The sequence below is a fragment of the Vibrio sp. 10N.286.48.F5 genome (assembly GCF_041469785.1).
GTDB lineage: Bacteria > Pseudomonadota > Gammaproteobacteria > Enterobacterales > Vibrionaceae > Vibrio > Vibrio crassostreae_C.
This window is the reverse complement of record NZ_JBFRLG010000004.1, coordinates 540,520-560,767: the sequence shown is the minus strand read 5'-3', so window position 1 is coordinate 560,767 and position 20,248 is coordinate 540,520. Positions and strand designations below refer to the sequence as shown.

Below are 20,248 nucleotides of genomic sequence, written 5' to 3'. Positions count from 1 at the left end.
CTCCAAAACAATTAACTATTTTTCAATAATGCTTTTACAATAAATGAATGCATTACCTTTGCTTAACTCGTTAGTAGAAAAGAGCTCAACGGCACGTTTCAAACACCAGATTAAGTGATCCCCCTAATAATAAAATATAATTCTAATTGTGGAGTGTGACTATGACCGCACGTGAAACTGTGGTTCCAGTTTTACTTGAAAAAGTTTACAAGCTGATTCAAGACAAACTTGACCTTGCTCATCGACCTCTCGTAACTCAACTTGCTCAACACTTGTTTAGTAACGTTTCTCACGACGATCTGACTCAGAGAAACGAATCCGATTTATACGGTGCTGTAGTTAGCTTATGGCATCACATCAATGAAAAGAAAGCCGACGAAATCTCTGTACGCGTTTTCAACCCGACGGTAAGTCGTCAAGGTTGGCAGTCTACTCATACTATCGTTGAGATAGTCGTTCCAGACAGCCCATTCCTTGTTGATTCCGTAAAAATGGCATTGACTCGCCTAGACCTTTCTTCTCACCTTATGCTTCATAACCCAACACAAATCTCTCGCTCAGATAAGGGCAGTGTTGTCGGTGTAAGCAATAACGAAGGTGCATTCCAATCGCTTTTCCATATTGAGGTTGACCGTCTTAGCAGTAAAGCTGAAATGACAGCTCTTAAAACGGAGCTACTGGATATCTTTACCGATACTAGCTTAGTTGTGAACGATTGGTTGAAGATGGTAGAACGACTTGAAGAAGTAACCAATCAAGTAGAAAAGCAGAAAGAGAGCATTCCTGTAGATGGCCAACGTTTTGATGAAACGTTGGCGTTTCTTCGTTGGTTAGGTGAACACAACTTTACATTCATGGGTTATAAGGAATATGACCTAGTTTCAGTTAACGGCGACACTGAACTGCAACCGACCAAGGAGCAAGGTCTTGGTTTGTTTGCGAACTCAGATCGTGTACGTAACGTTAAGCTATCTGAGTTTTCTGATTCGGCACGTCTTGAAGCGAAAAAGCCTTATGTGCTTATCGTAACCAAGGGCAACACGGCTTCACGCATTCACCGCCCAGCTTACAACGATTACATTGGTATTAAGAAGTTCGATAAGAACGGTAAGGTCATTGGTGAGCACCGCTTTACTGGTCTTTACACATCTGCCGTTTATAACCAAACCGTTGAAACGATTCCTCTTGTTCGCGAGAAAGTAGAACGTATTTTGGATGCGAGTGGTTACCGTGAAGGTTCATACTCTTACAAAGCGCTGCACAACATTCTTGAAAACTACCCACGTGATGAACTGCTGCAAGCTCGAGAAGAAGAGCTACTAGAAGTCGGTACGGGCGTAGTACAAATGCAAGATCGCGATCTCCTGCGTTTGTTTGTTCGCAAAGACCCGTTTGGTCGTTTCTTTAGCTGCATGGTTTACGTAACAAAAGATCGTTACAACACTGAGCTTCGTCGCCAAACACAGCGCATCTTGAAACAGTACTTTGGTTGTGAAGAAGAGGTTGAATTTACAACGTACTTCTCTGAAAGTCCGCTAGCAAGAACGCACTATATTGTTCGTGTTGATAACAACAACATGGATGTGGACGTGAAAACAATTGAGCAAAATTTAATGGAAGTATCGTCTACGTGGGATGACCGTCTGTCTGAATCTATCATTGCAAACTTCGGTGAAAGCAAAGGTCTTCCATTGTCGAAAGAGTACATGCGTGCATTCCCACGTTCGTACAAAGAAGACATGATGCCAGGTTCTGCTGTTGCCGACATTGAACGTTTAGAAGCGCTAAGTGAAGACAACAAACTGGGTATGCTTTTCTACCGTCCTCAAGAAGAAGCGGCAGATTCAAAAGCCGTTCGTTTGAAGTTGTTCTACCACAGCGATGAGCCAATTCACCTTTCTGATGTTATGCCAATGCTTGAAAACTTTGGCCTACGCGTTATCGGTGAATCTCCATATGAAGTGCGTAAAACCAACGGTGTGACCTATTGGATCCTTGATTTCTCTATGCTGCACAAGAGCGATAAGACCATTGATCTTCGTGAAGCTCGCGATCTTTTCCAACAAGCCTTTGCGGCAATCTGGGCGGGTGAGTTAGACAGCGATGGTTTCAACCGCTTAGTACTTGGCGCTGGTCTTTCTGGCCGTGAAATCTCAATCTTACGTGCTTATGCTCGTTACATGCGTCAAGTTGGTTTCCCATTCAGCCAACAATACATTGAAGACACATTGTCTCATTACCCAGAATTAGCGAAAGGGCTAGTGAGCCTATTCGGCAAGCGTTTTGACCCGAAACTGAAGGGCAGCGTAAAAGGCCAACAAGATCTTATTAAGAAGATCACTGAACAGTTGGATCATGTAGAAAGCTTGGATGATGATCGTATCATTCGTCGCTACATGGAAATGATCACTGCAACGCTTCGTACTAACTACTACCAAGTAGACGAGAATAAGCAGTCTAAACCTTGGTTGGCTCTGAAAATGAGACCAAGCGAGATTCCAGATATCCCTGCGCCGGTTCCTGCGTTTGAGATCTTCGTTTACGCACCAGACATTGAAGGTGTGCATTTACGTGGCGGTAAAGTAGCACGCGGTGGTTTACGTTGGTCAGACCGTCAAGAGGACTTCCGTACTGAGATTCTAGGCCTAGTTAAAGCGCAACAAGTTAAGAACACGGTTATCGTACCGGTTGGTGCTAAAGGTGGTTTCGTTTGTAAGCGTCAACACATGATGTCTGGCCGAGACGAGATCTTTGCTGAAGGTCAACGTTGTTACAAGCGCTTCATCCGTGCATTGCTAGACGTTTCAGACAACATCATTGAAGGTGAGGTTATCCCACCTAAGAGCGTTGTTCGTCACGATGAAGATGACCCATACTTGGTTGTTGCAGCCGATAAAGGCACCGCGACATTCTCAGATCTAGCGAACTCAGTAGCTGAAGAGTACAACTTCTGGCTAGGTGATGCGTTTGCATCGGGTGGCTCTAACGGTTACGACCACAAAGCCATGGGTATCACGGCGAAAGGTGGCTGGGAATCGGTTAAACGTCACTTCCGCGAAATGGGTATTAACTGTCAAAGCACAGACTTCACTGCCATTGGTGTGGGTGATATGGCGGGTGACGTATTTGGTAACGGTATGCTGCTATCTAAGCACATTCGCTTGCAAGCTGCGTTTAACCACATGCACATCTTCATTGACCCGAATCCAGAATCAGCATCAAGCTGGGTAGAGCGTGACCGTCTGTTTAATCTGCCTCGTTCAAGTTGGGAAGATTACAATAAAGACCTGATTTCTCAAGGTGGTGGCATCTTCTCTCGCCGAGCGAAGTCTATCTCTTTGACACCTGAAATTCAGAAAATGCTGGGTACCAAGAAAGCATCAATGGCACCAAACGACTTGATCAAAGCGATCTTGTCTATGAAAGTTGATCTACTTTGGAACGGCGGTATTGGTACTTACGTTAAGTCTTCTAGTGAGACTCATACCGATGTGGGTGACCGTGCAAATGACGTGCTACGTATCGATGGCCGTGACCTGAAAGCTAAGGTTGTTGGTGAAGGCGGTAACTTGGGTATGACTCAATTGGGTCGTATTGAATACGCTCTAACGGGCGGTCGAGTTAATACTGACTTTGTCGATAACGTTGGTGGTGTAGATTGCTCGGATAACGAAGTTAACATTAAGATCTTCTTGAATGGCTTGGTGTCTAATGGTGATCTTACCGTTAAGCAACGTAACCAAGTTCTTGAATCTATGGAAGATGAAGTAGGTGAAATCGTACTAGACGACGCTTACTGCCAAGCTGAGTCTATCTCTGTTACTGAGCATCAAGGTGTAGGCTTAGTGAAAGAGCAAATCCGCTTTATCCACACAATGGAAAAAGCCGGGTACTTAGACCGTGGTTTGGAATACATCCCAGATGACGAAACGCTGCTAGAACGTGAGAAGCAGGGCCAAGCACTAACAAGACCAGAGCTATCAGTATTGATCGCTTACGGTAAAATGGTTCTAAAAGAAGATCTTGTGAGTGATGACATTGCGAATGATGAGTTCCATGCTCAACAACTGATGCAATACTTCCCAACAGAGTTACGCCGTAACTACTCTCAGCACATGGATAACCATCCACTTCGTGCAGAGATCATTGCGACTGCGCTTGCTAACCAAATGGTTAACGAGATGGGCTGTAACTTCGTGACTCGCTTGCAAGAAGAGACGGGCGCGAACATTGTTGATATTGCGAATGCTTACGCGGCATCACGTGAAATCTACGGCCTGGGTAAGGTATTGAAGAGCATCCGTGAACTGGACAACATCTCAAGTTCTGAAGCTCAATACGAATTGCTTTACCATGTACGTCGTACGCTTCGTCGTCTAGCACGCTGGTTGCTAAGAAACCGTACCGGTAAACAGTCAGTGAATGCATTGATTGAGCTTTACCAAGGTGATGTCGTCGCAATTACTGAGAAGCTGGATGAAAACCTAGTGGCTTCAGAAGTAGAAGAGCATCAAGCAATGGCTCAAGTATGGATTGACCAAGGTGTAAACGCTGAGCTGGCTAATTCAGTGGCTCGTTTGTCTAGCCTGTACTCAGCACTGGATATATCTACAGTGGCTCGTGAAACAGGTAAAACAGTACAGCAAGCGTCTAAGCTTTACTTCAACCTAGGCGACCGTTTGTCACTGCACTGGTTCTTGAAGCAAATCAATGGCCAAGCTATAGACAACAACTGGCAAGCACTGGCGCGTGCAGCATTCAGAGAAGATCTGGATTGGCAGCAACGCCAGTTAACTGGTCAAGTACTTAACTGTGGTTGTGCTTCAGATATCGATGTGATTAAAGCGCTTGATGACTGGATGGAAAGTAACTCTGTTTCTCTACATCGTTGGGAAAGCATCCTAAACGAATTCAAAGTAGGTTCTGTTCATGAGTTTGCTAAGTTCTCAGTAGCACTGCGTGAATTGATGCTGTTGAATCTAAACTGCATGTCAAAAGACTAGTTACTAGATAAGACGAAAAAGTATAAGGGCAGGCCACAAGGTCTGCCTTTTTCGTTTCGGTAAAGTGGAAACAATAGGCCTAACGACTTTTGAAGAACAAACTTCGACGCAAACGTTGTTTGTTGTTAAGTGACCTGATGGCTGTACTAAGGTTGAGATTAGAAATGGCTTAATAACTTGAAGAAACGATAACGTTTGCTTAATAATGAACCTCATTCGTTAGCAAACTTGATTATCTTACCCTTACAGACAGTAATAGATTGAATAGTTGGGTAAATAAGTAAATAATAGCGCCCCGTTTACACGGGGCTTTTTTCTATCGGAGGCACAATGCTTTACCGTCTAGCCAGAACTGGCTTTTTCCAACTTGATGCCGAAAAGGCACATGATCTTGCAATTCAAAATTTCAAGCGCTTCACAGGCACACCTATTGATCTTTTGTATCGCCAACAATTACCTCACCGACCTGTAGAGTGCATGGGTCTTACTTTTAAAAACCCAGTTGGCCTTGCTGCTGGCCTAGATAAAAACGGCGAATGTATTGATGCATTTGGCGCAATGGGTTTTGGTTTCGTAGAAGTAGGAACAGTGACTCCACGTCCGCAAGCGGGTAACGACAAACCTCGTTTATTCCGTCTTGTTGAAGCTGAAGGTATCATCAACCGCATGGGTTTTAACAACCTAGGCGTCGACAACCTTGTTGAGAATGTTAAGAAGTCGAACTACGATGGCATCTTAGGCATTAACATTGGTAAGAATAAAGACACACCAATTGAAAAGGGCGCTGAAGATTACTTGATCTGTATGGAGAAGGTATATCAATACGCTGGTTACATTGCTGTGAACATCTCTTCACCAAACACTCCAGGACTTCGTTCTCTACAATACGGCGAAGCTCTAGACGATCTATTGTCTGAACTTAAAACGAAACAATCTGAACTGGAAGAGAAGCATGGTAAATATGTTCCTCTTGCTCTTAAGATTGCTCCGGATCTAAGCGACGACGAAATTCGCCAAATTTGTGAATCATTGATCAAAAATAAGATCGATGGTGTGATCGCAACAAACACAACATTGGATCGTTCAATCGTTGAAGGTATGAAACATTGTGATGAAGCGGGTGGCCTAAGTGGACGTCCTGTTCAATCTCGTAGTACTGAAGTAGTTCGTAAACTTCACGAAGAGCTGGGTGACAAACTGCCGATCATTGGAGTAGGTGGTGTTGACTCGTATGTTGCTGCAAAAGAGAAAATGATGGCAGGCGCTAAGCTTGTACAAGTTTACTCTGGTTTCATTTACAAAGGTCCAGGCCTTGTAGGTGACATCGTTAAAAATCTTTAAACGGCAAGACGCTTTTATTTCTGAAAAGCGACAATCTGGCATCGTCTTAATAAAAGAGACACTGTAACTCACTGAGTTGTAGAGAAAAGCGACAAGAAAGAGGAATTCATTTCCTCTTTTTTTTTGCCTATTGCTCAGTAAAATTACTGTAATTGAAGGTAATTTTGCGTTTTACCTAATGGAATGGTTCAACAGTGTGAGACGAAATGATGCTTAAACCTAGCGATACATGGAGTTGGTATTACGATGAGCAGCAATGTTCATTAATGCTAAACCTCGGAGAGGATATGATTTTCAAAACGAATCTGGTCCGCAATAAGCTGGTGGACTGCGCGTTTCGAGATAATGAATTCACCGTTGATGACGCATCTTCATACCAAACCTTCAAAGAACAAATTTCTGGCTTAGAACTGTCTGAGCCTCGTCAAGCTGAATTAGCACTCTATTGTGTGGCAGCAAAGCGTTTCCATAAGCCTGTACAGCCTAAGAGTTGGTTCTTCGACTCACAAGGTACTGGCCATGAATATCCTCAAGAAGGGGATATTGTACAAATGAATAACGAGCATAGCTTAGGGTATTTCATTGTATTAGAAGTGGGAGAGTGTGCGAGCCTATGTGCATTTGTTGACCTAGAAGAGTTCCTGTTAACGCCTTCAAAAGGACTGCGATTTGGAGACTCAATCAAGGTGATGCACGATAGAATGGTAGACGCGAACGCTATCCTTCATCAGACACACATAGCGATGGTAGGTTAACCTCTAATCTAGAACATCATTTCAACCACGCATCGCAGCACACAAACGTATAAACCTTCCTCAGAATCGGCTCATTAGCCGATTTTTTTGTGCCTAAAAAACCTCATCCTGATAAATACATCACGGCTTAACCATTTAAATAGTGAACTTACGACTATTTTTTCACCTTAATTTCTGCCCGTTTTCATCGCCAGAAGAGTAAATCTACCGTATTTATTCCCTGTTTTTGGTCTTTTGTAGTTAAATTTCATCCATAAATCTCATTTGGTATATACCAGTTTTGAGGTGAATATAAATTCACATTGCTACTTTGGTTAATAAGTGGTCAGAAATGAAGTTGGTTTGATAGGTCTTATGTTCTAAGGGGATGTGGGTAAGCGATCGCTTCAAGACTGTGCATTTGCTAGCCAGTTAGTCGAAAGATTCAATGAAAAGACGTGTTTAGTGTGATGCTCTAGTTACAAATTCAGGTATAATCGAACTCATTTTTATCAATAAAAGAACACTATGAATCAATATCTAGCGGTTACCTCAAACGGCCTTGAGAATTTATTAGTTGAAGAACTAACCCAACTAGGGATTACAAACGCAAAACCTGTTCAAGCAGGTGTTAAATTCAAAGCGACCAATGAGCAAATTTATCGTTGTTGTTTGTGGAGCCGTTTGGCTTCTCGATTTGTACGTGTCCTTTCTGAATTCACTTGTATGGACGACATGGATTTGTACCTATCAACCACTGCGGTTAACTGGGTAAATCAATTCCATAGCTCTAAGCGTTTTGTTGTTGACTTCAATGGTACGAACAACGAAATCCGTAATAGCCAATACGGTGCAATGAAAGTAAAAGATGCCGTTGTTGATTGCTTTGAGAAGAAATCTCTGCCTCGTCCTTCTATCAGCAAAGAGAACCCAGACATTCGTATCCACGTTCGTTTACACCGTGATAAAGCGATTCTTGGTGTTGATATGGTAGGTAGCGGTCTTCACCAACGTGGTTACCGTCCTGAATCAGGTCGAGCACCACTACGTGAAACTCTTGCTGCCGCGATTCTTCTTCGTAGTGGTTGGGACGCAACTAAGCCTTTCCTAGATCCAATGTGTGGTTCAGGTACGTTAGTGATTGAAGCGGCGATGATGGCTGCAAACATGGCTCCAGGTGTTAAACGTCAGAAGTGGTGTTTTGAATCACTAGAAGATTTCGAACCAGAGCTATGGGCTGAAGTGAAAGCTGAAGCGAACGTTCAAGGTCGTCGTGGTGTTAAGAAAGTGGAATGTAAGTTCTATGGCTACGACAATGATGAACGTATGATCAAAACTGCGCGTGACAATGCTCGTCGTGCCGGTGTTGAAGAGTTGATTGAATTCGAAGTAGGCGATGCTGCAAAGCTTAAGCGTCCTACAGAGTTTACTGATGGTGTGATTGTTTCTAACCCGCCTTACGGTGAACGTCTTGGTACCGAGCCGGGTCTTATTGCACTTTACACAGCATTCGGTGCACAGCTCAAAGCTGAATTTGGTGGCTGTAACGCATCTATCTTCTCTAGCTCAGACGAGCTACTAAGCTGCTTACGCATGCGTGCAGATAAACAGTTCAAGTTGAACAACGGTGCGTTACCGTGTCACCAAAAGAACTACTCAATTTCAGATCGTCCGATGTCTGAGCGTCCATCAGGCGAGCAAGAACAATTGATTGCACCTGATTTCGCGAACCGTCTTAAAAAGAACATCGGTAAAATTGGCAAGTGGGCTAAGAAAGAGCAATTAGATTGCTACCGTATCTACGATGCGGACTTACCAGAATACAATGTAGCGATTGATGTATACCCAGGTCATCTTGTGATTCAAGAATACGCAGCGCCTAAAGATGTACCGGAAGAGAAGGCTAAACGTCGCTTAACCGATATCATCCGTGCTTCTATTCAAGTAACAGGCGTAGAAGCAAACAACGTTGTGCTTAAAGTTCGTCAGAAACAGAAAGGCCGTTCTCAATACCAGAAATTGGCTCAAGACTCATCGAACTTAGAAGTGAACGAGTATGGCGTTAAGCTGATTGTTAATCTTCATGATTACCTAGATACCGGGTTGTTCCTAGATCATAAGATCACTCGTCGTCGTATCGGTGAGATGGCCGTAGGTAAGGATTTCCTAAACTTGTTTGCTTATACAGGAAGTGCATCTGTTCATGCTGCTGTGGGTGGTGCTCGTTCTACAACTACTGTTGATATGTCTAATACCTACCTAGAGTGGGCGAAAGAGAACATGGAGCTTAACGGTCGTGTTGGTCGTCAACATCAGTTTGTTCAAGCTGACTGTCTACAATGGCTAGCTAAAGAGCAGGGTTCTTATGATCTGATCTTTATTGATCCACCTACGTTCTCTAACTCAAAGCGTATGGATCAATCTTTCGATGTTCAACGTGATCACATTCAGCTGATGGAAAACCTTAAACGTTTTCTTCGTGAAGAAGGCACGATTGTGTTCTCTAACAACAAGCGTCACTTCAAAATGGACTTGGAAGCTCTAGATGAGTTAGGTCTTAAGGCTCAGAATATCTCAGCGAAGACACTTCCATTGGACTTCTCTCGCAATAAGCACATTCATAACTGCTGGTTGATTACACATAAGTAGTTAAGAGATCGTATAAGGATATATAGTGCTGACTCTCTACAGTACAGAAGGGTGCCATCTATGTGAGATGGCATTCCAACTCACGGAACAGTTAAACATTAGCCATCACGTCAACGTTGTTGACATTGCATTTGATGATGAGCTCTTTTCCCGTTACGGGGTCACTATTCCGGTGCTCAAATTTGAAAGCTCTGACCTTTCTCAAAGCTCAGAGCTTAACTGGCCATTTGGCTTGTTAGAACTTAATGATTGGTTAAAGAAGAATGGCATTACTTACAATTCATAATGGGCAATTAGCGTTTGGCGATCACCCGTTATTAGATCGTGCGGACTTCGCACTGCAAGAAAACGAACGTGTGTGTTTAGTAGGGCGCAATGGCGCTGGTAAGTCTACGTTGATGAAAATCCTGTCTGGGAACATCATCATGGACGACGGCAAGATGCAAATCACACAAGATGTGGTTGTGTCGCGCCTTGAGCAAGATCCACCGCGCAATGAGCAAGGTACCGTTTATGATTACGTTGCTGGTGGCCTAGCTGAAATCGGTGAACAGCTGAAGATCTATCATGATCTTCTGGATCTCATCGGTACTGACCCTAGTGAAAAGAACCTAAATCGTCTTACTCGTGTTCAAGAGCAACTGGATCATGCGAACGCCTGGCGCTTTGAAGATCGCGTAAGTAACGTAATGGCTGCGCTTAAACTCACGGCTGAAACAAAACTGACTGATTTATCTGGTGGTTGGCAGCGTAAAGCGGCGCTTGCTCGTGCGCTTGTATGTGACCCAGACGTGCTTCTACTCGACGAACCGACCAACCACTTGGATGTTGCGACAATCGAATGGTTAGAAGGCTTCCTCAAAGACTTCCGTGGTTCAATCATCTTTATCTCGCATGACCGTGCGTTCATTAAATCGATGGCAACACGCATTGTTGATCTTGACCGTGGTAAGTTGAGCTCGTTCCCTGGCGATTACGAAAACTACCTATTAGATAAAGAAGAAGCGTTACGTGTCGAAGAGATGCAAAACGCTGAATTCGATAAGAAGCTTGCTCAAGAAGAAGTATGGATTCGTCAGGGCATTAAAGCTCGTAGAACTCGTAACGAAGGTCGCGTACGTGCGCTTAAGAAGCTACGTGAAGAACGTTTGAACCGTCGTGAAGTGCAGGGCAAAGCGATTATCCAAATCGACGATGGCCAGCGTTCAGGCAAGATTGTATTTGAAGCTGAGAATCTTAACTTTGGCTTTGAAGGCAAAGAAATTGTTAAGGACTTCAGCTTCAACATCATGCGTGGCGATCGTATCGCTCTGATTGGTCCTAACGGTTGTGGTAAGAGTACGGTACTTAAGCTGCTTCTTGACCAGCTTAAGCCTGATTCAGGTCGTTTGCATTGTGGTACTAAGCTTGAAGTCGCTTACTTTGACCAATACCGCGAAATTCTAGACCCTGAGAAGTCTGTAATTGATAACCTCGCGGATGGTAAGCAAGAAGTGACCGTAGGTGGCCGTGAGCGTCATGCTCTAAGCTACTTACAAGATTTCTTATTCTCTCCAAAACGTGCTCGCACTCCTGTTAAAGCACTATCTGGTGGTGAGAAAAACCGTCTGTTATTGGCGCGTATTTTCCTTAAGTCGAACAACTTGTTGATTCTCGATGAGCCAACCAACGATCTAGATATCGAAACTTTGGAACTTTTAGAAGATTTGCTTGCCAACTATCAGGGTACGCTGCTTTTAGTGAGTCACGATCGTCAGTTTGTTGATAACACAGTGATGACAAGTTGGATCTTTGAGGGTAATGGCGTTATTGAAGAATTTGTTGGTGGTTACCACGATGCTCAGCAGCAAAGAAAGCAAGCATTAGAGTACCGACAGGTTGAAAAGCCATCAAAGCCTGAGAAAGTAGTTGAGGAAACTCCCAAAACTGCGCCAGTTAAGGCTAAACCTAAGAAGTTATCGTATAAGCTACAACGAGAACTAGAAGCGCTACCAATGCGTTTGGAAGAATTGGAAACTCAAATTGAAACTCTTCAGGAAGAAGTCAACGATCCAAGCTTCTTTTCAAAATCTGTAGAGCAGACACAACCAGTATTAGATAAGCTATCTGCAGCAGAGCAGGAGCTTGAAGTTGCTTTTGAGCGCTGGGAAGAGCTCGAGGCACTACAACAGGAAAGTTAAGAAGTAATAATGACTTGTACTAAATTCAAATTAACAACTGTTGCAGCCCTAGTTTTGGCTGCAACTAATGCCAACGCTGCGCTTTACAAGGTAGTTGAAGTAACGCCTTCAATTACTGGTGCGTCTGAAATCTTTGGTGTAGCTATTCAGCCTGCGACGGTAACCGGAACAGAAAGTTGTTTTACGACTGGTACCGTTGGCGGAGTTGCATGTGATAGTTTTAAATTGGCTGGTGAAACTCGCAATACGGTCGAGGCTGTAAGTTATCGTGAAGAAGTACCATTCGCGATGGACGCTCCGTTCCAATACATCCAAGAGTTCGATGATTTCGAAAACTATTGTTATAGAGAGCTAAGATACTCTACATGTGAGAGTTGGGCGCAAAACCGTTGGAATGATACTTGGAGTAAGGAAAGGTTCGACCTAACTTACGTCAATGCAAAAGCATTTGTTGAAGGCGGCGCGACATTTGACACTCGTAATACGGTCATTAACTCTCTAGATAATAATGCTCAACCACTAGGTGTTAAATCTGAAGGTGGTATCCGTAATAATGCGATGTTTACGACGACGGCTGGGCCTACTGGCACCTCTGAAACTCGTGCATGGAAAGCGATTACGGCAAGCAACAGTACTGTTTATAATGTAGGTAGTGTATCTACGGCAGGTCCAAAAACAGACACTTCGGATACAACATTTAGCTCAAAAGCTGCTATCTGGGATGGTACTACAACAAAAGAGATTGATTGGATCAGAAGTGGAAATGCTCAACAAGATGAATACTTTGCCCAAGGCAGTATGCGTTCAATTGTTGAATCAAACTCTGTTTTCTATGGTGTTGGCTATAATACAGCAGATGGCAATGGCGACCTACAAGACATGAATGCCAGTGTTTTTGTGAGCGATTCACTTGACCTTACCAGCGCAACATGGACAACTACACAAATTAGCGGTGCAGAGGTTAAGTCTGGTTCATCGAATGACGATGCTAGATACAGTAACTCCGTTGCGACTGATATTAACCAGAATTTGTTTGCTGTTGGTTATTCTAAGCGTAATGGTTATGTGCCAGAAAGTGGTAGTGCGGGTAACAAGATTTTTGTTGTAACTGATGCTAAAAACCCGACAGCAACGTATTTGTCTGGTGGTATATTCTTCGGCGGTTCGAGCGGTGAAGCTAAAGCAGTTAACAACTTTAATGAGTTTGTTGGCCAAATAGATGCAGAAACCACTCGTGAGGTTGATGGTAGTGAAAGAAGACACAGAGGCTTTATATATCCTTATAACGTGTCTTCATCAACTGAAGCTCGTCGTGTAGACATCTTTAACGGTCAGGCTTGGTGGTTAGATGATCTAACAAATGATGGTAATGTTTCCGGAGAGAACAACAAGTTCCGAATTATTGATGCTACTGACATCAATGATGCTGGTGTGATCTCTGCAACCGCAATTAAGTGTACGGTTGGTGGCAAGGCACAAGCATATGACACAACTTCTCACAACTCATACTGTGGTGGTGCATCGTCAAATGCGGTAGAAGAGGTTGTTGCGGTTAAGCTTGTACCAATTGTAGGTGCGACGAAAGATGATATTCAAACTCGCAGCGCTGATACAGAAAAAGTTGATCGTCAAGGTGGTAGCCTAGGTTGGTTAACTTTGACTGTGCTTGGTCTATTAGGGTTCCGCAGAAAATTTAAATAATTTTATCTCCTGAGCCCGAGTTCACAATTCTGAACTCGGGCTTTTTTTCGCCTTGAGAAAAGTGAAAATTTGACCGATTCTTAAAGTTGGAGTCACAAAAACTCCGTAAAGTTGTAATCATTGTATGTTAGTAAATGGAACACCCGTATGAGGACTGCACTATGAAGAGACAAAAGCGTGATCGACTAGAACGAGCACAATCTCAAGGCTACAAGGCTGGTTTAAATGGACGGTCGCAAGAAGCTTGCCCATATAGCCAAATGGATTCTCGGTCTTATTGGTTAGGTGGATGGCGTGACGCCAAAGATGACAAGCAATCAGGTCTCTATAAGTAGATAGGGCGTAAAGAATTCAAGGTCAGGGCTCCATTGTCTGTTGATTACAACGGCTGGAGCCTTGTTAGTTTCAGAACAACACAAAGACTCCCAGAGCTATGTAGCATTCTAGTTTCGCTATCATAAGCGTATCGCTGGTGGATTTATCCTGTTTCAAGCTTAATACGGGATACTTTAATGCACTATAACTAAATTTATTGAAACGAAAATAAAGCAGCCATGGGCTGCTTTACTAAAAATCTAACTATTAGATTAGAATGCTGACGTATCTTGGAAAAGGCCAACTTTCAAATCTTTAGCAACGTAGATCTCTTTACCATCAACAAGTACGCGACCATCCGCAAGGCCCATAACTAGACGACGGTTAACAACACGCTTCATGTGGATCTCGTAAGTTACTTTTTTCGCTGTAGGCAGAATTTGACCAGTGAATTTCACTTCGCCAACCCCTAGAGCACGACCTTTACCTTCGCCGCCAACCCAACCAAGGTAGAAACCAACCAGCTGCCACATTGCGTCAAGGCCTAGACAACCAGGCATTACAGGGTCACCTGGGAAGTGACAATCGAAGAACCATAGGTCAGGAGTAATATCCAGCTCAGCAAGAACTAAACCTTTACCGTAATCACCTTCAGTTTCAGACATCTTAGTGATGCGATCCATCATTAGCATGTTCGGTGCTGGTAGTTGAGGGCCTTGTGGCCATAGTTCGCCTTGGCTTGATGCTAGAAGCTCTTCGCGAGTGTAAGAATCACGTTTGTTTTGCATTATCAATTACTCCGATTTTTGATAGGTGCATATTAGTGAACAGGTGTACGCTAAACAAGTCCGATCAGTACTAGACAAACCAGTTTTTAATGCGTCCAACGATTCCAATAGGGTGCTCATGTCTTTCAAAGTTTTCAATACGTTCCGCGATTTTGCTCAGAACGCTTTCTTGTTCATCGTCTCTAAATGGTTTGTTCATAATGAGAGGAATTGCTTCATCTACATTAGACACAGACCAAATATGGAATTCTTCATTCTTAATGCTTTCAATAAGGTCTGGCTTCAGTGCGAGGTGCCTTAAATTCGATCTTGGAAGGATCACACCTTGTTCGCCAGTTAAGCCGTTGTGCTTACACACATGGTAGAAGCCTTCGATTTTCTCGTTTAGCCCGCCAACAGCTTGCACACGTCCAAATTGGTCAACTGCACCTGTAACCGCAATTTGTTGATTGATAGGGTATTCAGACAAAGCACTCACCAAAGAGCAAAGCTCTGCAAGAGAAGCACTATCGCCATCTACTTCGCAATACGATTGCTCAAATACCACAGAAGCGGCATAAGGTAGCGGATCTTCAAGGTTGAGTGCGCTGCTCACAAATGCTTGCATGATCATCATACCTTTTGCATGAAGATTACCACCAAGTTCGGCTTTGCGCTCAACATCGGCAATATCACCATCACCAAAGTGAATAACACAGGAAATTCGTGCAGGTTCACCATACGATATCGGGTGTCCCGGTACATCGATGACCGTCAATCCATTAACTTGACCAACTTGTTCGCCCTCGGTTTCGATAATGACTTGGCCATCTCGAATATCATCAAGGGCGCGTTCTGGTAGGTAAGATTCGCGGTTATATTTGTGCTGTTGAGCTTGTTGGATATGGTGAATATCAATCTCACCATTGTTGGCTTCAATCAGAGCTTCGTTCAATAATGCATTGTGCCAAATAGGGCATAATGGAATATAGCTTTGATCTTCCGTTTCTCTTGCTCCGGCAGTAAGAATGCCCGTCAACGCTTGTTGCGTGATGGTTGGCAATTCATAACGTTGTTGAAGCCACTTAAGGTAACCAAGATATTGAGTCAAAGTCTCTTCAGAGAGCTTGATATCTTGTTCAATTTCGCTAAATAGGCAAAAACCGGTTTGAATATCGCTGTCCAGGTAATCAAGGTCACCTAGTTGAGCTCTGTCTCCAACCACAATCAACTTAATGTTGTAAGTCAAAGGCAAAGTCGGGGATTGGTTCAAGTGCTCTGGATTACTGCTGATTGGTTCTACGACTTCACCAAGCAGTGCTGATTTAAGCAGTAACCAGCTTCCTGGGTTGGCCAAGATCAAGTTTGCTGAAACGATCAGATAGCCGTTGTTTGCTCTAGCCAGTAGGCCGGGCTTTGTCGCTACAACCTTACCGTCTTTTGACTGAACTTGGTCAAACAGAGAGACAGCATTTAAAGACTCAGTTTTTATAACCGGTAGAGTGTGATCATCTAAAGCAGTGACTAGAGATTCAACAATCATTTGACGATAGATCGAATTGTCTGGAGCGTTTACAAGTAAAACACGCGAAAGGTTAGACAAACGGACAAAGCGGGTTAGCGCATCTTTGAATCTATGTTGAATATCTGAAAACGGGAAAGGCGAGATGTCAGGGAATTGCTCTAATTGAGCGCTATATTCGTCGTACTGAGGCGTAACATGTCGCCAATCTACTTGAGTCATTTAAGTTTCTGATTATGATAATGAGGTAGGGAGTATATAGAAAAACCGATCTCGCTTGTAGCTCTATGTTGTAGTTACTAATCACTAAGCTAATATAAGTATGATCTTGGTCTATTCTTTCAAGATCATAATTGTTAAATAGCCTATTTTGGGTTACGCTGTCACTAGGATTAACTCTCGAGATTAGACATGAAATATCAGCAACTTGAAAACTTGGAATGTGGTTGGAAATGGAACTATCTGGTCAAAAAATGGAAAGAAGGCGAGTCGATCACCTGCCACATAGATTCAAGTGAAGCTGACGTTGCTGTTAAAGCCTTATTGAAGCTTGAACACCAACCTACAGGTGTCCCTGAGTGGATATCTAACAACATGTCTCCTGAGCTCGATAACAAGCTTAAACAAGCGATCAGAGCTAAGCGAAAACGCCACTTCAATGCTGAACAAGTTCATACAAAGAAGAAATCAATCGACCTTGATTACCGTGTATGGGAAAAGCTATCTCAACGTGCGAACGAGCTAGGTTGTACGCTCTCAGATGCCATCGAGTATTTGGTTAGCGAAGCGTCTCGTAGTGAGCAGGCCAGCAAGACGGTGACTAGCCTCAAAGAAGACTTAAGCAAGCTCCTTTCTGACGATAAATAACCATCAACAGTAGTGGTGACATTATGATGTACGTAATCTTAATCGGTGCGGTATTAGTTTTTTGGTTAGTAGCAGTCGATCGACCGGTATTGAAAATTAAATTTAGCGACGGGGCGATCGAACAAGTTAAAGGGCATCTTCCACCGAGCTTTAAGCACAACCTTCAAGAGATTGGTCATAACAATACCTTTAAAGGCGAGCTAAAAGTGTATGCAAAACGTTCTGGTTACAATCTCAAGTTCACTAAAGATGTTCCTAAAAACGTACAGCAACGTATTCGTAACGTGTTCCCGCATAATGGTTTTAAGTCTAAAGGCTCAAAGAAAGCGTAATCGTTGAGAGTTACGCGTTAGCTGGTCAATCCTCATACTAAGTTAATCCTTCATTTCTCTTAAATCTCCGCATACTGTTCTCACCCTCAACAAAGAGAGAGCAGTATGAGATATCTAGTATTACTATTATGTTTTTTATCCCCAGTCGCTTTTCCCGACGATGCATTGGTTAATCCTGTAGCTAAAAAGATAAAAGTCACCGTCATGAAAGGGCTCAACAAGAGTAATGTTGATTTCGAGGGTTATTGCGATCTGATGATTGAGATGAAGCACTCTAAAGGTTATGCAAGAATCAAAAAGGTGAGAACGTCTGGAGATAGTAAAGTTTGCAAGCAGGCGAAAAAACACCTACCGACGAAGAAAAGGTTCAAATACAGCTTTCCAGAAAAGTATATCCGGCTACATATCACACACTAGCCACTCTCAACGCACTATAACTAAATATCCTTAATTTTATTGAAACAATTTCGTGAACCAATCTCTAATTTCTATTAATATTAGTTTTGTTATAAAGGCAGGATATGCCGATACAAGAGCATTTACGGCAAAGGAAAGTCACGGTTGTTGTTAGCAAATAAAAGTTATACCCCTGAAGTAGTTGAGATCTCAAGGAAGGTCTCAATCAATGTTGAAGCTCGCTTTAATCGATGGTTAATCTCACCTGAATATAAGCTCGCACAATCTACAGTAGACACGTTACTAAGTTTGGAAAATAGGTATTGTGATAGTGTCATATTTGATGAATCTGACCGCATATCTCACAATCAACGTATTTTATTGCGCTGCGAGCAGGATAGAGTCAATGCTCATCGTGAAAAAGTCGACGCGAAGCAACAAACCTTACGATACGTTATCGATGATGTCAGCAATGCCGCTTCTGCGCTAATGCTTGAGAAGCTTCAAGGTACCTTAATAAGTTCGTTGTTTTCAGACTTACCCGATTACAATCAGTTCGCTAGTGTTGCGTATTCGCCATCTTTAAACTTTTCCAAACTCCATGAAATATCCGCGAAAAGTAGGCCATTGAGCTCAAGTTTAATCGAGTTTGTTTCCAATCAAGAGTTTGCAGATAAATATGGAAAGAAATCTAAGGTAATTCTCGATCCAAAAGTTGCAGCACGACAAATAGGAATAGAAAATTGTCGTTTATTGTTCCCATTGTTAATGAGTCAACAGCTGATTAAGTGGAATGATGGCAACATTAAACACATCACACCTAAGGTTTGGCAACACTTGGTCGTGACGTCAAATGCGACTCGAATTCGACTTCAAGAAACGTCGGTTAAAGATCCTAACGTAGGCATTTTACTTGGTGTGTTGAGAGTTCTGCCTTTGTTTTTAATTTGTAACCACTTTTCTTCAACGTTTGAAGACGCATTGGTAAAAACGATGCTTGGTTATCGTGAAGCAAGTGACAAGCATGACGAATATTATGCTTGTACTGAGGTGATGCCAAACACACAGTTTCTTGAATCAATGGTCGAGCAGCTAGAGCTTAAGCTACTAAAAAACCTCGTTGAATTTATAGATTGGAGCCCTGGAAATCAGTTCATCAAGAGGGCACTTCTAGAGGAAGTGAATGACATTCCAGTACTTGAGCGAACGGTTTATGGTGCAGCTTTGGCTCAAGGTAGAAAATATTCTGTTTTCGAGGCGTTAGATAATAGTGAACTATTTAACGTTAAGCACCGACCTTATTGGTTTTCAACTGTTCAAATGTCTATCGCGACGATTGAGCAGATGCAAGATAAAGGATTGGGAAAGCTTACGGTGAACATGTAATAAAAAGAGAGAGTCTCATTAATGTCGCTCTCTTTTTTGTTGCGCTGTAACTTTATGTGAATGTCTTGTTTTGGCGCTAAACAGTAGGATTACACTCTACTTAACTGACCACTTCGAAGGTAAACGACTCTTGCTTTGCTATTGCGTGTTTAACAGGGATACCAAGGCGCTGGCAAGTCATCAGAACTTTCAATTTCCTGTCGGCAGGAGCGTGCTCTGACAGAATCACCGAGCTTAGGCACTCTCTATTAAGGTAGAGTTTATTTCCGATCATCTCGTCATCAGGTAATACCCAGCGGTATTCCTTTTCGTAGCACCAATTAGAGTGCTTAACCTTGAACATTTCAGATCCCAATTCAGCTCCTTGCAATTCCCCCAACGATGCTGAGTGGAACATGCTTGGCTCATCTTCGTATTGGACTTCGAAACAGTTGAGGTTGGCCTCACCGTTATAGCAGTTGAGGTCATACTCGATGCACATACCTTTAAAGTTGTCGCCATACTGAGACCATAGTATAGGGTGGTCGCTGGATTGAGAAAAACACATAACCTTGAAATTGTTTTGAAGTTCATTCTTGAATATGTGGTTAGATTCAAAAGGGTTATTGAAAGTTTTAGCATAATCGAACCACAGCGAACACTCGGCAATCGACTGTATGTTTCTATCATGGAGGGATCTGAACTTATAAAGTTTAGGCAACATATCAAACACCTAGTTTACAAAATTGCCTGATGTTAACACTTTAATTCATAGCTGATACCTGAGTGCATAGCATTTGATTGCCTAATCACCAAATATATTCATATAACTGTTTGATAGATCAAAATTTAAACATGAAATAGTAGCCTGTTTAAGTGGTTTATCTGGCAGCTGAGCGACAGTAATCTAACATTCGCTTGTTGAAAATAAGATACAACGTAACTTTTATGTTTGGCTTAACTGCTTGAGTTTCAGCATTTGAAAGTTGTGAGGTGAATGTTGTCCATTACGGAGTTATGAATAAGGTTTAAGTTGATTAGTTTTGTATAAAAAGGCGAAGCTCAGATCTTTCCTT

At 42.7% G+C, this 20,248-nt stretch carries 15 protein-coding genes; 12 read left to right on the top strand and 3 right to left on the bottom strand.

Annotated features, from left to right (window positions below):
- Positions 1-161: 161 nt before the first annotated feature.
- From AB4185_RS05330 to rmf, 8 genes are all read left to right on the top strand, one after another.
- Positions 162-5,003, top strand: a complete 4,842-nt coding sequence (locus tag AB4185_RS05330; RefSeq protein ID WP_017063846.1) for an NAD-glutamate dehydrogenase — start codon at positions 162-164, stop codon at positions 5,001-5,003.
- 330 nt (positions 5,004-5,333) lie between these two features.
- Positions 5,334-6,344, top strand: a complete 1,011-nt coding sequence (gene pyrD / locus AB4185_RS05325; RefSeq protein ID WP_017063847.1) for a quinone-dependent dihydroorotate dehydrogenase — start codon at positions 5,334-5,336, stop codon at positions 6,342-6,344.
- A 206-nt stretch (positions 6,345-6,550) separates the two neighbouring features.
- A complete protein-coding gene (locus AB4185_RS05320; RefSeq protein WP_017063848.1) occupies positions 6,551-7,099 on the top strand; it encodes a cell division protein ZapC in 549 nt (182 codons plus the stop codon).
- Positions 7,100-7,606: 507 nt separating this feature from the next.
- Complete coding sequence (gene rlmKL, locus AB4185_RS05315; RefSeq protein WP_372135050.1) at positions 7,607-9,727, top strand: bifunctional 23S rRNA (guanine(2069)-N(7))-methyltransferase RlmK/23S rRNA (guanine(2445)-N(2))-methyltransferase RlmL; 2,121 nt, start codon at positions 7,607-7,609, stop codon at positions 9,725-9,727.
- Positions 9,728-9,752: 25 nt separating this feature from the next.
- Positions 9,753-10,013, top strand: a complete 261-nt coding sequence (locus AB4185_RS05310) for a glutaredoxin family protein (protein WP_019823251.1) — start codon at positions 9,753-9,755, stop codon at positions 10,011-10,013.
- Complete coding sequence (locus AB4185_RS05305) at positions 9,991-11,907, top strand: ABC transporter ATP-binding protein (protein WP_372135048.1); 1,917 nt, start codon at positions 9,991-9,993, stop codon at positions 11,905-11,907. Before AB4185_RS05310 ends, AB4185_RS05305 begins: the two co-directional genes overlap by 23 nt.
- Before the next feature lie 9 nt (positions 11,908-11,916).
- Entirely contained in the window at positions 11,917-13,608 is a 1,692-nt protein-coding gene (locus AB4185_RS05300) for a DUF3466 family protein (RefSeq protein ID WP_372135046.1), read from the top strand.
- A 161-nt stretch (positions 13,609-13,769) separates the two neighbouring features.
- Positions 13,770-13,943, top strand: a complete 174-nt coding sequence (gene rmf, locus AB4185_RS05295) for a ribosome modulation factor (RefSeq protein ID WP_017059676.1) — start codon at positions 13,770-13,772, stop codon at positions 13,941-13,943.
- A gap of 252 nt (positions 13,944-14,195) precedes the next feature.
- On the opposite strand, the gene fabA is transcribed toward rmf, so the two are convergent.
- Both fabA and AB4185_RS05285 read right to left on the bottom strand, forming a co-directional pair.
- Positions 14,196-14,711, bottom strand: a complete 516-nt coding sequence (gene fabA / locus AB4185_RS05290; RefSeq protein ID WP_017059675.1) for a bifunctional 3-hydroxydecanoyl-ACP dehydratase/trans-2-decenoyl-ACP isomerase — start codon at positions 14,709-14,711, stop codon at positions 14,196-14,198.
- A 70-nt stretch (positions 14,712-14,781) separates the two neighbouring features.
- Entirely contained in the window at positions 14,782-16,434 is a 1,653-nt protein-coding gene (locus tag AB4185_RS05285) for an AAA family ATPase (RefSeq protein WP_372135044.1), read from the bottom strand.
- Between the two features lie 189 nt (positions 16,435-16,623).
- Between AB4185_RS05285 and matP the strand changes: the two genes are divergently transcribed.
- The 4 genes from matP to AB4185_RS05265 all read left to right on the top strand — a co-directional run bounded on the left by matP (position 16,624) and on the right by AB4185_RS05265 (position 19,193).
- Positions 16,624-17,079 (top strand): macrodomain Ter protein MatP, encoded by a 456-nt coding sequence (gene matP / locus AB4185_RS05280; RefSeq protein WP_102321156.1) that lies wholly within the window; start codon positions 16,624-16,626, stop codon positions 17,077-17,079.
- A gap of 23 nt (positions 17,080-17,102) precedes the next feature.
- Positions 17,103-17,411 carry a DUF3634 family protein gene (locus AB4185_RS05275; protein ID WP_017059672.1) on the top strand — a complete coding sequence of 103 codons (309 nt, stop codon included), beginning with the start codon at positions 17,103-17,105 and terminating at the stop codon, positions 17,409-17,411.
- 105 nt (positions 17,412-17,516) lie between these two features.
- A complete protein-coding gene (locus AB4185_RS05270) occupies positions 17,517-17,828 on the top strand; it encodes a hypothetical protein (protein WP_017059671.1) in 312 nt (103 codons plus the stop codon).
- A gap of 144 nt (positions 17,829-17,972) precedes the next feature.
- Positions 17,973-19,193, top strand: coding sequence for a hypothetical protein (locus AB4185_RS05265; protein ID WP_017066879.1), 1,221 nt, complete (start codon positions 17,973-17,975; stop codon positions 19,191-19,193).
- A gap of 100 nt (positions 19,194-19,293) precedes the next feature.
- Here AB4185_RS05265 and AB4185_RS05260 read toward each other — a convergent pair whose 3' ends face one another.
- On the bottom strand, positions 19,294-19,896 hold the full coding sequence (locus AB4185_RS05260; RefSeq protein ID WP_102333350.1) for a DUF2971 domain-containing protein: 603 nt from the start codon (positions 19,894-19,896) through the stop codon (positions 19,294-19,296).
- Positions 19,897-20,248: the final 352 nt, after the last annotated feature.